The sequence below is a fragment of the Arthrobacter crystallopoietes genome, from assembly GCF_002849715.1.
Lineage (GTDB): Bacteria > Actinomycetota > Actinomycetes > Actinomycetales > Micrococcaceae > Crystallibacter > Crystallibacter crystallopoietes.
The window spans coordinates 3,697,840-3,714,720 of record NZ_CP018863.1; the positions used below are offsets into that span (position 1 = coordinate 3,697,840).

The 16,881-nt window shown below is 63.3% G+C and carries 14 protein-coding genes and 1 pseudogene; 8 read left to right on the plus strand and 7 right to left on the minus strand.

Annotated elements, in window-relative coordinates:
• The first annotated feature begins 180 nt into the window (after positions 1-180).
• The 6 genes from AC20117_RS17095 (at position 181) to AC20117_RS17120 (ending at position 5,881) form a co-directional block, all read left to right on the plus strand.
• Positions 181-2,535 carry a glycoside hydrolase family 3 protein gene (locus tag AC20117_RS17095; protein WP_236777355.1) on the plus strand — a complete coding sequence of 785 codons (2,355 nt, stop codon included), beginning with the start codon at positions 181-183 and terminating at the stop codon, positions 2,533-2,535.
• 314 nt (positions 2,536-2,849) lie between these two features.
• Positions 2,850-3,236 carry a glycine cleavage system protein GcvH gene (gene gcvH, locus AC20117_RS17100; RefSeq protein WP_074702630.1) on the plus strand — a complete coding sequence of 129 codons (387 nt, stop codon included), beginning with the start codon at positions 2,850-2,852 and terminating at the stop codon, positions 3,234-3,236.
• Positions 3,237-3,316: 80 nt separating this feature from the next.
• Positions 3,317-3,799: an FHA domain-containing protein gene (locus tag AC20117_RS17105; protein WP_074702629.1), complete on the plus strand. Its 483-nt coding sequence runs from the start codon at positions 3,317-3,319 to the stop codon at positions 3,797-3,799.
• Positions 3,800-3,820: 21 nt separating this feature from the next.
• Positions 3,821-4,552: a transcriptional regulator FtsR gene (gene ftsR / locus AC20117_RS17110; protein ID WP_074703445.1), complete on the plus strand. Its 732-nt coding sequence runs from the start codon at positions 3,821-3,823 to the stop codon at positions 4,550-4,552.
• Between the two features lie 11 nt (positions 4,553-4,563).
• On the plus strand, positions 4,564-5,070 hold the full coding sequence (locus AC20117_RS17115) for a bifunctional nuclease family protein (protein ID WP_074702628.1): 507 nt from the start codon (positions 4,564-4,566) through the stop codon (positions 5,068-5,070).
• Between the two features lie 220 nt (positions 5,071-5,290).
• Entirely contained in the window at positions 5,291-5,881 is a 591-nt protein-coding gene (locus AC20117_RS17120; RefSeq protein WP_074702627.1) for a MerR family transcriptional regulator, read from the plus strand.
• 99 nt (positions 5,882-5,980) lie between these two features.
• Here AC20117_RS17120 and AC20117_RS17125 read toward each other — a convergent pair whose 3' ends face one another.
• Positions 5,981-6,820: a ParA family protein gene (locus AC20117_RS17125; RefSeq protein ID WP_074702626.1), complete on the minus strand. Its 840-nt coding sequence runs from the start codon at positions 6,818-6,820 to the stop codon at positions 5,981-5,983.
• A 305-nt stretch (positions 6,821-7,125) separates the two neighbouring features.
• Here AC20117_RS17125 and AC20117_RS17130 point away from each other — a divergent pair, with 305 nt between their 5' ends.
• Entirely contained in the window at positions 7,126-10,551 is a 3,426-nt protein-coding gene (locus AC20117_RS17130; RefSeq protein ID WP_074702625.1) for a pyruvate carboxylase, read from the plus strand.
• Positions 10,552-10,647: 96 nt separating this feature from the next.
• On the opposite strand, the gene AC20117_RS17135 is transcribed toward AC20117_RS17130, so the two are convergent.
• The 3 genes and pseudogenes from AC20117_RS17135 to AC20117_RS24380 form a co-directional block, all read right to left on the minus strand.
• Positions 10,648-11,502, minus strand: coding sequence for an IS3 family transposase (locus AC20117_RS17135; protein ID WP_074700308.1), 855 nt, complete (start codon positions 11,500-11,502; stop codon positions 10,648-10,650).
• Complete coding sequence (locus AC20117_RS23750) at positions 11,499-11,825, minus strand: helix-turn-helix domain-containing protein (protein ID WP_236777348.1); 327 nt, start codon at positions 11,823-11,825, stop codon at positions 11,499-11,501. The genes AC20117_RS17135 and AC20117_RS23750 overlap by 4 nt, the downstream gene beginning before the upstream one ends.
• Positions 11,826-11,894: 69 nt before the next feature.
• Positions 11,895-12,047, minus strand: a pseudogene (locus AC20117_RS24380) (hypothetical protein); the annotation flags it as partial.
• 137 nt (positions 12,048-12,184) lie between these two features.
• Here AC20117_RS24380 and AC20117_RS17140 point away from each other — a divergent pair.
• A complete protein-coding gene (locus AC20117_RS17140) occupies positions 12,185-13,600 on the plus strand; it encodes a mycothione reductase (protein WP_074702624.1) in 1,416 nt (471 codons plus the stop codon).
• A 28-nt stretch (positions 13,601-13,628) separates the two neighbouring features.
• Here the strand turns inward: AC20117_RS17140 and AC20117_RS17145 are convergent, their stop codons facing one another.
• The 3 genes from AC20117_RS17145 to AC20117_RS17155 all read right to left on the minus strand — a co-directional run bounded on the left by AC20117_RS17145 (position 13,629) and on the right by AC20117_RS17155 (position 16,869).
• On the minus strand, positions 13,629-15,443 hold the full coding sequence (locus AC20117_RS17145; RefSeq protein ID WP_074702623.1) for an AMP-dependent synthetase/ligase: 1,815 nt from the start codon (positions 15,441-15,443) through the stop codon (positions 13,629-13,631).
• 174 nt (positions 15,444-15,617) lie between these two features.
• Positions 15,618-16,103, minus strand: coding sequence for a hypothetical protein (locus tag AC20117_RS17150; RefSeq protein ID WP_074702622.1), 486 nt, complete (start codon positions 16,101-16,103; stop codon positions 15,618-15,620).
• Positions 16,096-16,869: an alpha/beta hydrolase gene (locus AC20117_RS17155; RefSeq protein WP_074702621.1), complete on the minus strand. Its 774-nt coding sequence runs from the start codon at positions 16,867-16,869 to the stop codon at positions 16,096-16,098. Before AC20117_RS17155 ends, AC20117_RS17150 begins: the two co-directional genes overlap by 8 nt.
• Between the last annotated feature and the right edge of the window lie 12 nt (positions 16,870-16,881).

Genomic DNA, 16,881 nt, shown 5'->3' on the forward strand with positions numbered 1-16,881 from the left:
ATCGGCACCCCGAACGGGGGCAACAGATGGCAACTCCTTTCCCACCGTGTCGAGAGTCACCGAGACTGGGGGTCATGTCCGGAATACGCCCGGGCGCCTAGGGCCGCGATCGGGCCCTTGGTACATCGTGGGGAGTGCCGCAGTGCGCGCCTCTCCGACTCTGTTCAAAGGAGAACTTCGTTGACCACAGCCAATTCGCGCGTGAGACGACGACGCGGCATGGTGGGCCTCGCCGCCGCGCTGCCGCTAACCTTCATCCTGGGCGCCGGCGCCGTAGCCGCTGCGCCCCAGTCCACCAATGAGGGCAATCACGGAAAGCCAGCGGCGCTGGAGGCCCGTGCCAAGGAGATCATCAAGGTAAAGGGGCGGCAGTTCAAAGACCTGAATGGGAACGGCGAGCTTGATGTCTACGAGGACTGGCGGAAGCCGGTCGAGGCTCGGGTTGCAGACCTCGTCGGGCAGATGACGCTCGAGGAGAAGGCCGGGCTCATGCTCATCGACACGGTGAACGCTTCGTGCGACCCGGCGACGGGCAAGTTCGGCACCGTGCCCGAGACAGCCCACGACTACATCGGCCAACAGCAGATGCACCGGTTCATCTTCCGCAACGTCGTCGACAGCGCCGAGCGGGATGAGTGCCAGCCCAGCGGCGGCGGCTTCGGAACCAACGTGCGCGTCACTCCGGGCGAGGCTGCGACGTTCATGAACGACATCCAGGAGCTAAGCGAGGCCACCCGCCTCGGCATCCCGGTGCTGTACAAGTCGAACGCCCGCAACCACATCGATCCCCAGGCCAGGGCCGGCATCAACGAGGCATCCGGCGCATTCTCCGCGTTCCCGAAGGAGGCCGGCATCGCTGCCGCTGCCCTCGGCGAGCAGGCGGAGGCCACCGGCGAGGCGATCGACGGCGACATGTCCGTCGTCGACGAGTTCGCCGACGTCATGGGCGACGAATGGTCCTCCATCGGTCTCCGCGGCATGTACGGCTACATGGCCGACCTGTCGACCGAGCCGCGCTGGTACCGCACGCACGAGACGTTCACCGAGGACGCCGACTTGGGCGCGAACATCATGGGCCAGCTCGTGGAGTCGCTCCAAGGTGAGGTCGGCAAGGACGGCAACTCCCTGAGCGCAGAGACCGACGTCGCGCTCACGATGAAGCACTTCCCCGGCGGCGGCCCGCAGGAGCTCGGCCTCGACCCGCACTACGCCTTCGGCAAGGCGCAGGTCTACCCCGGGGATGCCTTCGGTTACCACCTCAAGCCCTTCGAGGCCGCCATCGAGGCCGGCGTCTCGTCGATCATGCCGTACTACGGCGTGCCGGTCGACGTCACGTACGAGGGCGTGGACTACGACGAGGTCGGCATGGCCTTCTCGGACCAAATCGTCAACGGACTGCTGCGCGACCAGATGGGCTTCGACGGCTACGTAAACTCTGACACCGGCATCATCAACGACCGTGCCTGGGGACTCGAGGACGCCACCGTTCCCGAGCGCGTCGCCGCGGCGATCAACGGCGGCACCGACACGCTCTCCGGGTTCCACGAAGTGAAGACGATCACTGACCTCGTCGATGCGAAACTGGTGACCGAGGAGCGCGTGGACCTCGCCGCCGAGCGACTGCTCGCCGCCGAGCGACTGCTCGCCCCGATGTTCGAGATGGGCCTGTTCGAGGACCCGTACGTCGACCCCGCTGTCGCGACCGCCACGGTCGGCAGTGACGAGAACCGCGAGGTCGCCCTCGACCTGCAGCGCAAGTCCACCGTGCTCCTGCAGAACCAGGAGATCGACGGCGACTCCTTGCTCCCGCTCGACGGCGGCGAGACCGTGTACGTGCTCGGCAACGTCGACGCCGAGGAGGTTGCGGCCTCCGGCTACGAAGTCATCGACGGCAACGACCCGGCCGAGCAGCGGACTGCCGCGGATGCCGACGTCGCGCTCATCTCAATGACCGCGAGGAACGTGAACACCGGCGCCTACGCCAGCAATGATCCGGCCACGGGGCTCAATCCCGAGCACAACAACCCGAGCGCCATCGAGGGCTCCGAAGGCCTCGACGGGCAGAGCCCGTACGGCGCGGCAGATGTGTGTGTGATCGACAGCGGTGACGAATGCACCGACAACGGGCTGCGCTTCGGCGGCTCCTTCCCGTGGGAGGCGAGCACGCTCGACTTCACCGGCATGAAGGACGCCGAGTCTTGGGAGGTCACCCCTTCGCTTGACGCGGTGCAGCAGGTGATGACCGAAGTCGGTGCCGAGAACACGGTGCTCGACATCTACTTCCGCCAGCCGTTCGTGCTCGACGAGGCCAGCGGCCTGCGCGACGCCGGTGCGATCCTGGCCAACTTCGGAAACACCACCGCGGCGCTCATGGACGTCGTATCGGGCGAGTTCAACCCGCAGGGCCGCATGCCCTTCGCGTTGGCCGGAACCCGTGAGGCGATCCTCCAGCAGAACAGCGACACTCCGGGCTATGACGAGACCGACGACGGGGCACTCTTCCCCTACGGTTTCGGCCTCAGCTACAACAAGTAGCGCTTTCTTCCATCGGAACGGCGGGTCACCAGAATGGTGGCCCGCCGTTTCAGTATTCCGCCCGCATCCGGCGTACTTGCCTACCTAGACGTCCGTGACTTACCGAGTTGCTCCGAGTACAAAGTCCCGGTGGTCGATGATCACCGGGACTTTTTCAGGCCGTCGCCGGCTCCCATGGTGAGCGGCGGTGCCTGTCGACATGTGTCGTCTCTGGCTGTCGGCGGTCGAATTTCTGTGCCTATACTTTCAGCTGTGGCCCGTTGCCGTCGGCAGCACCGGCCCAGAGGATCCAGCGGCGCAAGAGAGGCATTTACATGAGCAACGTTCCAGCAGACCTTCACTACACCGCCGAACACGAGTGGGTGACCGCTGCCGGCACCGAGGGAGTCGTCCGTATCGGCATTACGGATTTTGCCCAGGACGCACTGGGTGACGTCGTCTACGTGCAGATTCCGGAAGCCGGAACCACCATCACCGCCAACGACGTTGTGGGTGAAGTCGAATCCACGAAGAGCGTCAGCGACATCTACGCACCGGTCACGGGCGAAGTAGTGGCTTCCAATGATGCGCTGGAATCGGATCCGGCCCTGATCAACTCCGATCCCTACGGTGAAGGTTGGCTGATGGAAATACGGCTCGCTGATGCCTCGGCAACCGAATCGCTGCTCAGTGCTTCGGAGTATGAACAGCAGGTAGGCTAGAGCTACCGGTACCGTAGTTTTTTGAACGGTCAACCGGTCACTGACCGGTTGACCGCTATTTTTGCAGGGGAGGACGTTTAATGGTGGGCGAAGAGCACAACGCAAGAGGCACCGGACATGACCATGGTGCTTCGGAGGCTTCTGCCGAGACCACTTCCATCAGTCTGCCCCCGCAGGCAAAGTCTTACCTGCCGAAGCCGCAGCTGACCGCGGAAGAGGAAGCTGCGGTATTGGCACTGCCGGCCGGTTCGGCCCTGCTGATCGCTCATAGCGGCCCCAACCATGGCGCCCGCTTCCTGCTCGATCAAGATGTGACTACCGCTGGCCGGCACCCGGAAGCGGACATCTTTCTCGACGACGTGACCGTATCCCGCAAGCATGTCGAGTTCCGCCGCACCGGTGAAGGATTCACTGTGGTGGACTCCGGCAGCCTGAACGGCACGTACGTCAACAACGACCGCGTCGACAGCTTGGCGCTGCGGACCGGTAACGAGGTGCAGATCGGTAAGTTCCGGTTGACCTACTACGCCGGCAGCGGGGCCGCTGGGAAGGGCCAGGACTAGGCGGTGCCCGCATCGCAACCCATACGGCGTCCGCTCGGTACAGGCAGGGACACGTTCCGCAGCAGCGTCCTCAACATCGGGGAAGTGTTGCAGGAACTGAATGCGGAATTTCCCCAGATCAGCGCCTCCAAAATTCGATTCCTGGAAGAAAAGGGCCTCATATCCCCACAACGGACGCCGGCGGGATACCGAAAGTACACGAGCCAGGATGTGGAGCGCCTTCGCTTCGTGCTGGCTCTGCAGCGGGACCAGTACCTCCCGCTCAAGGTCATCAAGGACTACGTTGACGCGATCGACCGGGGGGAGCGGCCCGACGCGCTGCCCGGCGGCATGTCGCTGACCCCGCGCATGGTTTCCGGCCGGCTGGCCGAGGAGCTCAACGGGCGGGCGCGGTCCCTGACCCTGGCCGAACTACGGGATGCGGCCGGTGCTTCGACGGCGCTGGTCCAGGAGCTGGTCAGCTTTGGACTTATCCAAGCCGCGGATTCCCGATATGACGAGCACGCACTTAAGGTCGTCAAGGCCTGCGTGCAACTCGAAGCCCACGGCATAGAGCCGCGGCATCTGAGGCCCTTTCGGACTGCCGCGGACCGCGAACTCGGTCTCGTGGAGCGTGCAGTGGCTCCCATCTCGTCACGGCGCGATGTGGCTTCAAAAGCACGGGCGGCCGAAACCGCCAAGGAAATCAGCGATCTTTGCCTGAACCTGCACAGCGCCTTGGTCAATGGACATATCGCGCGAATGGACCGCTGATCGGAGGAGCCATGCTCGAAGTTGAGGTTGTCGGAGTGCGGATCGAACTGCCTTCCAACCAGCCGCTGGTCCTGCTCAAGGAAACCGAGGGCGAACGCCACATCCCAATCTGGATCGGGGCGCCCGAGGCCAGCGCCATAGCTTTTGCCCAGCAAGGCATCAAGCCTCCGCGCCCCATGACGCACGATCTGCTGTGCAGCGTTGTCCAGGCGCTCGAGAGGACGATCACCGAGGTGCGGCTCGTCTCCGTCCAGGACACCGTCTTCTACGCGGAGCTGGTGTTCGACGGCGGTAAAACAGTCAGCTCCAGGGCGTCGGACGCCATCGCTGTGGCTCTTCGCGTTCCCTGCCCGATCTACTGTGCGGAAGAAGTCATGGAGGAAGCCGGGGTACAGATTGCCGAGGCTTCCGAGGAGGAAGAAGGCGAAGCCGGACCCGCCGAGGAAAATGCTGAATCGCAGTTGCGCGAATTCCGTGAGTTCCTGGCCGATGTCGAGCCAGAGGATTTCGAGAAATAGTGCCGGGCGTGCCACGGCATGACGCGGAATTGAGCGATTCCAGCCGACACGCCGGATTCTAAAAAGCCAACGTCTTTGACCGAAGCGCCCAGCCGTTCTAACGTCGAAGCATACAGTTCCCATTGCATGGCCGGATAACTCAGGGCAGACTTAGAGCAAACCCTGAGAGTGTCGGCGGTGCCGACTTCCCCCTAGGGAACTTTCGACAAGGAGGGTTCACGTGAGTCCTAAAGGTGATGCGGGCGAGTTGTCGCACGCCGTAACGCCGGGTGCCGCGATTCCCGCTAGTGCACAGGGTTTGCTGTTCACCGAGGACCTGCCGGTTCTGGATGAAGACGCCGGCTACCGTGGCCCAACGGCCTGTAAAGCCGCAGGAATCACTTACCGGCAGCTGGACTATTGGGCCCGCACCGGCTTGGTGGAGCCGGCGGTACGCGGGGCTTCGGGCTCCGGCTCGCAGCGGCTCTATAGCTTCCGGGACATCCTGGTCCTGAAGGTGGTCAAGCGTCTGCTGGACACCGGGGTTTCTCTGCAGCAGATCCGTACCGCAGTGGAACACCTGAGGGAGCGCGGCGTGGAAGACCTGGCCCAGATCACGTTGATGAGTGACGGTGCGAGCGTATACGAATGCACGTCTGCGGACGAGGTTATAGATCTGGTGCAGGGCGGCCAGGGTGTGTTCGGTATTGCGGTCGGACGTGTTTGGCGCGAAGTCGAAGGCAGCCTTGCCGCACTACCCAGCGAACACGTTACAGAACAAGATTTCCCCGAAGACGAACTGAGCCGGCGCCGGGTCCGCAAGATCAGCTAGCGTCAGCAAGCCGGGCGGCACGCGCAAGCCGTGCTCATAGGACTACGAAAGAAGGGCACCCGTCGGGTGCCCTTCTTTCGTATGCGCGGGAGAAGCCGGTCAGCTGGGTGTCCGGCGCAGGACGCGGTTGCGCATGCGGCCGGAGTCCGTGAGGTTCTTCAGCAGCTCGTCGAAGAGGCCAGCGGCCTGACGGGCCGACTCCCCGGGCCAGTGGTGGATGGCGTGTGCGGCACCCTGGATCTGCTGCCAGTTGGCCTGCTCGGCGATGGTAGGAGCCAGGAGCAGTTCGCCGAACATGGACTTCATCTCGGCCAGACGGAACGTGTGTTCGTTGGAACCGGAGCGTACGCGGTTGGCCACCACTCCCGCCGTCGTGAGATTTGGTGCGTATTCGTCGCGGAATAATTCAATGGCCCGCATAGTGCGTTCCGTTCCGGCAACGGAGAAGAGGCTCGGTTCGGCAACCAACAGCACGCGGTTGCTTGCCGTCCATGCCATGCGAGTGAGGCCGTTGAGAGAGGGTGGGCAGTCAATGAGAACCAATGAGTACCCTTCAACCCGGGAGAGGACCGTGGAGAGCCGGCGCAGATCCCGGCGGCCGAGATCAGGCCGGTCATATATTCCGGTGAATGCAGAGCCGACGGCGACGTCGAGAATTCGCCGGCCCACAGAATGCTGCCCGTTGGCGGCAGCGGTGGCGACCCACCCGCTGGGGGCAACGTTCGCGGCCAGATCCGCCTTGCGAGCGTTTTTTAGCAGGCGGCCGATATCCGTCTGACGCGAAGGCCGGACGCCGAGACCCGTGGTCGCGTCGGCGTGCGGATCCAGATCTACGACCAGTGTGGGAATTCCTGCCGCCAGTGCCGCGGATGCCAGGCCCAAAGTAACCGACGTTTTTCCGACGCCGCCCTTGAGACTACTGATGCTCACTACTTGCACGTGTTAAACCAATACCTAACATGTCTTGTCATGACGGCTGCCCGCTGCTGGTGAACCAGTCGGGACCGGCCGAGAATCAAAAATCCCTCCACCATCATATGGTGCGCGTCCGTCGATAAAGGATTCCGGCTCCTCTCCCGCCTGTCGGCTCCGCCGGAGTGGGGCCGGCTGCGCCGGGTTCCCGCTATCATTACGTTCCAAGTGGGTGCATTTCGTGATGTGCGCAACACATACTTGCCATGCGCAATAGCAGTACTTGAGACTTGCACCACAACCCCAACCGATCGCAATGACGCAGGAGCGACATGTTCTCAAAAATCCTGGTGGCCAACCGTGGTGAAATCGCCATCCGTGCCTTCCGCGCTGCCTATGAGCTGGGCGCAAAGACTGTGGCGGTTTTCCCTCACGAGGACCGGAATTCGATCCACCGCCAGAAAGCCGATGAGGCATATCTGATCGGCCAGCAGGGGCACCCGGTACGGGCATACCTCGACGTCAACGAGATTATCCGTGTTGCTAAGGAATCCGGCTGCGACGCCATCTACCCCGGTTACGGCTTCCTGTCCGAGAACCCGGATCTGGCTCGTGCAGCCGCCGGGGCTGGAATTACCTTTGTCGGTCCGCAGGCCGACGTCCTCGAGCTTGCCGGCCACAAGGTCCACGCCCTGGACGCTGCCCGTAAGGCCGGGATTCCGGTGCTGAAGTCCTCTGCTCCGACTGCCGACAAAGATCAACTGCTGGCGGCGGCCGATGAGATTGGCTTCCCCATCTTCGTCAAGGCTGTCGCCGGCGGTGGCGGCCGTGGCATGCGCCGTGTGGATACCCGTGAGGCACTGCCGGAGGCCCTTTCTGCCGCCATGCGCGAGGCTGACACGGCCTTCGGAGATGCGACGATGTTCCTGGAACAGGCTGTGCTGCGCCCCCGGCACATTGAGGTCCAGATCCTCGCCGACGGTGAGGGCAACGTCATGCACCTGTTCGAGCGGGACTGCTCGCTGCAGCGCCGCCACCAGAAGGTTGTGGAGATCGCTCCGGCGCCAAATCTGGACGAGAACATCCGCCAAGCTCTCTACAGGGATGCGGTGAAGTTCGCGGAGGCGCTCAACTACACCAATGCAGGTACGGTCGAGTTCCTCGTGGACACGGTGGGCGAGCGTGCGGGCCAGCATGTGTTCATCGAGATGAATCCGCGGATCCAGGTTGAGCACACCGTTACGGAAGAAATCACGGACGTGGACCTGGTCCAGGCACAGTTGCGCATTGCCTCCGGCGAGACGCTCGCGGACATCGGTCTGAGCCAGGACACGGTGACGATCAAGGGCGCCGCGCTGCAGTCCCGCATCACGACTGAGGATCCTTCGAACGGCTTCAGGCCCGACGTCGGAAAAATCACCGGGTACCGTTCTGCAGGCGGCGCCGGCGTTCGGCTCGACGGCGGTACCGTCTATGCGGGTGCCGAAATCAGCCCCCACTTCGACTCCATGCTGGTCAAGTTGACTTGCCGAGGCCGCGACTACGCTACGGCTGTCGCCCGCGCGCGCCGGGCGCTGGCGGAGTTCCGCATCCGCGGCGTCTCCACGAACATTCCTTTCCTCCAGGCCGTCCTCGATGATCCCGAGTTCGTCGCCGGGAATGTTGCGACGTCCTTTATCGACGAACGTCCGGAGCTGCTCCAGGCGCGTGTCTCCGCCGACCGCGGAACGAAGCTGCTGACCTGGCTGGCTGATGTGACAGTCAACCAGCCTAATGGTGCGCTGACGGCGAAGACTGCCCCGGTGGACAAGCTTCCGCAGGTCGCCCGCGAAGCGCTCGAATCCACCGCCGCCCTGCCAGTGATCCCGGCCAAGGGAACCCGGCAGTCGCTCCAAGAACTCGGACCGGAGAAGTTCGCCGCGACCCTACGCGCGCAGCAGGCCGTCGCAGTCACCGACACCACCTTCCGCGACGCCCACCAGTCGCTGCTGGCTACCCGCGTGCGTACCCGCGACCTGGTCTCGGCCGGTCCCGCGATCTCCACACTGACCCCGGAGCTGTTCTCCGTGGAGGCCTGGGGCGGCGCGACGTACGACGTGGCCCTGCGCTTCCTCGGCGAGGACCCGTGGGAACGGCTGGCCGCGCTGCGCAAGGCTATCCCGAACATCTGCCTGCAGATGCTACTGCGCGGACGCAATACCGTTGGCTACACGCCCTACCCGGAGGAAGTCACCACCGCCTTCGTGAAGGAAGCAGCAGCAACCGGTATCGACATTTTCCGGATCTTCGATGCCCTGAACGATGTCTCGCAAATGGAACCGGCCATCCGCGCCGTACGCGAGACGGGCACTGCTGTGGCTGAGGTGGCCCTCTGCTACACCGGAGACCTGATGGACCCGGCGGAGGACCTCTACACACTCGACTACTACCTGGACCTTGCCCAGCGCATTGTCGGCGCCGGTGCGCACATCCTCGCCATCAAGGACATGGCCGGACTGTTGCGTCCTGCGGCAGCCAGGAAGCTGGTGACGGCACTGCGCGAGCGTTTCGATCTGCCTGTTCACCTGCACACGCACGATACGGCAGGCGGCCAACTGGCCACCCTGCTCGCGGCCGTGGAAGCGGGCGTGGACGCCGTCGACGTGGCCAGCGCCGCCATGGCCGGCACCACCAGCCAGCCCTCGGCCTCCGCCCTGGTCGCCGCCCTGGCGAACACGGAGCGAGACACCGGTCTGGACCTTGCGGCGGTAGGATCGCTTGAACCGTACTGGGAAGCGGTCCGACGCGTGTACGCCCCCTTCGAGTCCGGATTGCCCGGCCCCACGGGCCGGGTTTACCAGCACGAGATTCCGGGCGGACAGCTCTCCAATCTGCGCCAGCAGGCCATCGCACTTGGACTGGGTGAGCAGTTCGAAGACATTGAGGACATGTACTCGGCGGCGGACCGTATCCTCGGTCGCCTCGTCAAGGTAACCCCGTCGTCGAAGGTCGTCGGAGACCTGGCCCTCCAGCTTGTGGGCTCCGGCGTGGACCCGGCCGATTTTGCCGAGAATCCGCAGAGCTACGACATTCCGGACTCTGTTATCGGGTTCCTTTCCGGCGAGCTCGGCGATCCTCCCGGCGGCTGGCCGGAACCGTTCCGGACCAAGGCACTGCAGGGCCGGAAGATCAAGGTCCGCGACGTCGAACTCAGTGCCGAGGACTCGGCCGCGCTCCAAGCCGATTCCGCGACCCGGCGCAGCACTTTGAACCGGCTGCTCTTCGCCGGCCCCGCAAAGGACTTCGAATCGACCCGCGAGACCTACGGTGACGTATCTGTGCTCGATACCCGCGACTACCTCTACGGACTGCAGCGCGGCACCGAGCACGTTATCGAACTCGAAAAGGGTGTGCGCCTCATTGCGACGCTCGGTGCAATTTCGGAGCCGGATGAGAAGGGCATGCGGACGGTTCACTGCACGCTCAATGGACAGCAGCGCAACGTGGCTGTGCGGGACCGAAGTGTCGAGTCTCAGGCAAAGGTTGCCGAAAAGGCCGATCCGAACGTTGCGGGCCAGGTTGCCGCGCCCTTCGCCGGTGCTGTCACTGTGACAGCCAAGGTGGGCGAGTCAATTGCGGTGGGCGACACCATTGCCACCATTGAAGCCATGAAGATGGAAGCAGGCATCACCAGCCCGGTTGCCGGAACGGTGAAGCGGCTGGCGATCTCCTCCGTGGAGCAGGTCCAGGGCGGTGACCTGCTGCTCGTCATTGAGTAGTGGCTGATACGTAGGCTCTGTTGCCAAAAGGCAGCAGCGAGCGGCTCCCGGCTGTTTTGAACTGGTCCCCGAAAGTTGGACTCGTAAACTAAAACCTTATGCTGCGAGGGCTTGGGTCCGGTATTCGACCGGGCTCAAGCCCTCGAGTCGTGAGTGGGTCCTGACGTTGTTGTACCAGTGAATGTAGTCATCCAGCTCGGCGGTGAACGCGTCGATGGTGGTATATCGGGTGTGGTGGAACATCTCTTCCTTGAGGTGGCCGAAGAATCCTTCGATGACCGCGTTGTCCAGGCAGGTTCCCTTTCGGGACATCGACTGCGTCGCCCCGGCTCCTGCGAGCAGGTTCCGCCAGGAGACGTGTTGGTACTGGAATCCTTGGTCTGAATGGACCAGCGGATGCTCGCCGGGCCGGAGCGTGGACAGCGCCTCTTGCAGGGACGTGTTCGTCAGCTGCAGTGCGGGCGACGTTCCCCATGTGTATGCGACGATGGAGCGGTCGAAGAGGTCCATTATCGGGGAGAGGTAGACCTTGGACTCGCCGACGCGGAACTCGGTCACGTCGGTGACCCATTTCTCGTTCGGCTCCTCCGCGTCGAAGTCACGGTCCAGCAGGTTCGGCGCGATCTGCCCTGCTTCGCCCTTGAATGAGTTGTAGCGCCGGCGCCGGCGGACATGGCTGAGAAGGCCCAGCTGGCGCATGAGCTTCAGCACGGTCTTCTTCGCGACCTGCCAGCCGGATTTCACCAGTTCGCCATGGATACGGCGGTAGCCGTACCGGCCTTTCGCTTCCTTGACGGCGTCCCGAATCACGGTCTTCAGCCCGGCCTGCGGATCCGGCAGGGCCAGCCGGCCCTGATGGTAGAAGAAGGTCGAGCGGGCGAGTCCGGCGACGTCGAGCAGCACGTCCAACGGGTGCGCGGCCTTGAGGGCGACAACGGCTTGGACCTTCACCGTCGTCCTTGCTCCCTCAAGGCCCGCAATTTTCCCAGGTAGGCGTTCTCCGCCCGCAACCGCTCATTCTCCCGGCGCAGCTTAGTCAGCTCGGATTCCTGACGCTCCGGACTCGCGGGAGTCCCTCGTGGGCGTCCCTTGGGCTTGGGCCGGAGCCCGTCTTCACCCTCGGTGCGGTAGATGATCAGCCAATTCTCGATGAGCCGGGGCGAGGACAGATCGAACTCCTGCGCCAACCCGAGCTTCGATTCGCCCGCCAGGACGCGCCGCACGATGTCGCGTTTGAACTCGAACGAAAAGGTTCTCTTGGTCGGCTTGGTCACCAGCGCTCCACTCCCACGAATCCGCCACCGATGATACAAATTCTTGATCGCCCTATGGCTTGCCTGCAGCTGTGATGCCACGGCTTTATACCCATACCCTGCATCAAACAACGCTACCGCTTCTGCGCGCCGGGCCTCGGATAATGAACTGCTTGCGTACATGAAACTGCTCCCCAGAAATCGGATCTGATTTATCAGTCCAACTTCTGGGGAGCAGTTCATTTGGTTCCGGGGGCCGCTCTTTGCCTGTCGGGTGAAGCCGGCGCACGGAACTTCCCGGCGATAGTGGCCGTCCGGACGGGCGGGAGCCGATGCCGCTTACGGAGCCCGGCACTCTAGGTCGTCTAAGATGGTTGTCCGTGACTTACTTCGATTTGGCCATCATCGGCTCCGGTTCGGGCAACTCCTTGATAACTCCTTACTGGGACGACAAGAAGGTGGCCATAATCGATGGCGGCACGTTCGGCGGAACGTGCCTGAACGTCGGTTGCATTCCGACCAAGATGTTCGTCTACCCGGCCCAGCTGGCTTCCGCAGCCAAGGAAGCGGCTGCGCTGGGAGTGGATATGGTGGTAAAGGACGTGCGTTGGCAGGAGGTCCGGGACCGTGTCTTCGGCCGGATCGATGCTATCTCCGACGGCGGGCGGCGTTATCGTGACGAGGAACTGGACAACGTCACGCTGTATCCCGAATACGCGAAGTTCATCGGCCCGAAAACCTTGGTGACGGCAAGCGGCGAAAGCATCGAGGCCGAGCGCATCGTTATCGCGGCCGGTTCGCGGGCCCACCTGCCGGATGTTCCCGGTATCGATCTGCCGCAGGTGCACACCTCCGACACTGTCATGCGGATCGATCAGTTGCCGGAGCGGGTGCTCGTCGTTGGCGGCGGTTTCATCGCCGCTGAATTCGCCGCAGTTTTCTCCGGCTTTGATTGTGAGGTAACGCAAATCAACCGGTCGGCTCCCTTGCTGAAGTCCGAGGACCGGATTGTTTCGGAACGCTTCACCGCCGCGGCTGCTGCGCAATGGAACTTGAAACTCGGCTGGACACTGTCGCGGATCGAAGAGGCGGGTTCAGGGGTGCGTGCCACCATCGCCGGCGCGGACGGCGGTGAAGCCGTTGTGGATGCTGACATTGTCCTGGTGGCGACCGGAAGGCTGACCAATGCTGACTCCCTGGACATTCAGGCTGCCGGTCTCGACCTGGAGGAAGACGGTCGGCTAGCTGTCGATGAGTTCCAGCGTGTGCTCGCCGGCGGTATTCCCGCCGAGGGCATCTGGGCCTTGGGGGATGTCAGCAGCCCGTACCAACTCAAGCACGTGGCCAACCATGAAGCGCGAGTGGTTACGCATAATCTTGAGCATCCCGATGACCTGCGCCGCAGCGACCACCGGTTCGTACCATCTGCGGTCTTTACCCGTCCGCAGATTGCCAGCGTCGGATTGACTGAGGAACAGGCGCGGCAGGATGCCGAGGTCAGCGGCGCCCAAATCGTCACCGTCATCCAGGAGTATGGAACCACGGCCTACGGGTGGGCAATGGAAGACCCCACCGGATTCGTCAAGCTCATCGCAGACAAGGCCACAGGACAACTTCTCGGCGCCCACATCATGGGCCACGAGGCCTCTATCCTGATCCAGCCCCTGATCCAGGCGATGTCCTTCGGCCTGGACGCGTACACCATGGCACACGGGCAGTACTGGATCCACTCGGCCTTGACTGAAGTAGTTGAAAATGCCCTGCTGGCGCTGGGGACGGACGCACCGTCCACCTAGCGCCAGCAGGCGGGTTCCCGGCCCTAAGCTAGCGTCGGGAACCGGCTGGCGCGTAGATTTCTTCCACTATGGGTGCATAGTCCTGCATGACCTGCGCGCGCTTGATCTTCATGGACGGTGTCAGGTGTCCCGAAGCTTCGGTAAAGTCCGTGGGAACTACCCTGAAGGCTTTGATAGCTTCGGCTTGGGACACCGACTGGTTGGCCTGGTCGATCAACGACTGGATCTCGGCCTGGACCTTTTCGTGTTCAGCCGCTTCGGCAACCGTGGTGCCGGCCGGCAGCCCGTGGCGTTCCAGCCAGCCGGGGAGAGCCTCTTCATCCAAAGTGATGAGCGCCGCGATGAACGGCCTTTGGTCGCCGACCACCACGCACTGGGACACCAGGGCGTCGGCACGGATCTGGTCTTCCAGCAGGACCGGGATGACGTTCTTCCCGCCGGCGGTAACGATGATTTCCTTTTTGCGGCCGGTGATTTTCAGGAAGCCGTCGTCGTCCAGTTCACCGATATCACCAGTGCGGAGCCAGCCGTCGACGAAAGTTTCCTCGGTCAGGTCCGGACGGTTGAAGTAGCCGCGCATGACGCAGATACCCTTGGTGAGGATCTCGCCGTCGTCGGCAATCTTGACCGCGTTGCCCGGCAGGGGAGCGCCTACCGTGCCGATCTTCACGAGGCTGGGAGTGTTGACGGATATGGGCGCCGTGGTTTCCGTCAAACCATAACCTTCCAGAACCAGCAGTCCGATGCCATGGAAAAAGTGGCCGAGCCGTTCGCCCAGCGGGCCGCCGCCGGAAACCGCGTACTCGACGCGCCCGCCCATGGCCTCGCGGATTTTGTGGAAGACGAGCTTGTCGAAGAGCTTGTGCTTCAGGTTCAGCAGTAAGGGCACCTTGCCGGCCTGCTCCGCCTTGGACCAGGCGATCGCTGTGTCCGCGGCGGCGTGGAAAATCCTGCCCTTGCCGCCGTCCTCGGCCTTGAGCATGGAACTGTTGTAAACCTTTTCGAAGACCCTGGGCACCGCGAGGATGAAGGTGGGGCGGTAGCTCTGCAGATCCGGCAGCAGGTTCTTGACGTCCGGGGTATGGGCCACGGTGGCACCGCAGGTCACGCAGAGGACCGAGATAAAGCGCGCGAAGACGTGGGCCAGCGGCAGGAACATGATGGTCCGGGCCCCCTCATGGGCAACGGCCGGCAGTGCTGCGGCGCCGCTTGCGGAAAGCTCCACGAAGTTGCCATGGGTCAGTTCGCATCCCTTGGGCCGGCCCGTGGTGCCGGAGGTATAGATGATGGTCGCCAGGTCATCCAGCCCAGCGAGTCCGCGGCGCTCCTCGATGACGCTGTCCTCAAGATCCGCACCGGCTGCGCGCAGCGCATCCAGGCCCGTGCCGTCCAGCTGCCAGACGTGCTTGACGGCTTCCAGCGACTCATTCGAAACCGCTTGGCGGACGACGTTCTCATGCGCAGCGCTTTCGACAAAAGCACCGACGGCACCGGAATCGCCCAGAATCCAGGCAACCTGGCTGGGGGAGGATGTCTCATAGATGGGCACGGAAACACAGCCCGCGAACCAGATGGCGAAGTCCACCAGCGACCATTCATAGCGCGTACGCGCCATAATCCCCACGCGGTCCCCGGGTGCTATCCCACTGGCAGTCATTCCCTTTGCCAGCAACACAACGTCGGCGAGGAATTCGGTGGCCCGGATGTCCTGCCATGTCCCGGAAGCATCCTTGCGGGAAAATAATGCGGGGTTGGAGGCTTTGCCAGCCTGCTTAACCACGAGATCCGTAATGTTCGAGTTCCGGGGAACATCCACCATGGCAGGGACGCTGTATTCGCGCACATCGACTCCTTCGTAATCAGGCAAACCACCCCAACGGGTTTCCCTTTAGCCTATAACCTAAATCACATTGCTGTACTCGCTGGTAACCTACGAATCGATAACGGAGTGCCGGCCGCTGAGCGCTGCAACGATTCCAGCGCCTTCGGTCACCCCGGCTGGCTGCGCCTGAGATTCTCAGACCTGCGCACCGTCGTCGCCGCTGTCCCTTTCGCCGGGCAGCCTTGAAACGAGGTACGCGCCGGCCGCAATGATCATGACGATCAAACCGACGACGGCGGCAAAGGGCGCGCTGCGCCAGAACATGGCCATGAGCAGCAACGCTATGGGTCCGCCGACGGCGCCGCACCACGCCAGCACCAGCAGGGGTTCGCCCGTGCCCAGCGGCGCAGGCTCGGGCGGTACGAACTCGTCGTCCTCAGGCTCTGCCGGGTAGTAGTCCCTGGGGCCCGCGACGGGCAAGGCGTCTTCCGGCGGGCTTTCCCTCGGGAAGTTGACAGCGGACGGGCCTCTTGAGGGTGGATTGCCTGCGTCGGCAGGCCTCGGATCGTCCTGACCTGGAGTGTCCTTGTCCTGCGGATCCGGTGCGGCTTCGGCCGACTCGAGCCGGGCGACGAGATCCTGCCAGACAGCATCGTCGTGCGACGGTTCACGCTCAGACATTCGTGGCGTTCCTTTCGCCGGCATTTTCCAGGATGAACCGGGCCGAGTGATCAAAGATCTCTTCAGCATCATTATCCATGGTGGCGACATGGTAGCTGTTGCCAAGTTCCACGACCGTCAGGCGTCGAGATCCGATCTGCCTGCGGATGAGCGCCGTGCTGGACTCGGGGACTACATGGTCAACGGTAGACCGGAAAATCAGTGCCGGAGCGTTCACCCGTGGCAGCGAGGCGGTGGTATCGGCGAAGAGCCGGCTCAACTGGTGCACGGCGGCCACCGGCGTGCGGGCATACGCCTGTTCATCCTGCCCGGGCTTGCTGATGTCGTTTGCGATGGCGGGAGTGGACCTGATGATGTACTTGAGCACGCCGGCAAACCTGGCAACAGGGTTGGCAAACGTGAGTCCCGGGTTGACTGCAACGACGCCGGCCACCGGACGGTACGCCGCCAAGCGCAGGGCCAGCGCACCACCCATGGAAAGACCTGCGGCGAAGACCGTGCTGCGTTCGCACGCGAGTTCGTCATATGCCTGCTCCACCGCGCCGTACCAGCGCTCCCAGGGGGTCTTGGCCAATTCCTGCCACGTCGTGCCGTGTCCGGGAAGCAGCGGCAGCCTGACGGCGAACCCTGCCCCGGCCAGATAATCGGCCCAGTTCTGCAGGCTGCGGGGAGACCCGGTGAACCCGTGGCTGAGCACCACGCCGATCCGGGAATTAGGGCCGCGGCCATTACTCGCAAAGGGCCGGGGCGGCTCCAAGGTGGTCATGACACTATGTTG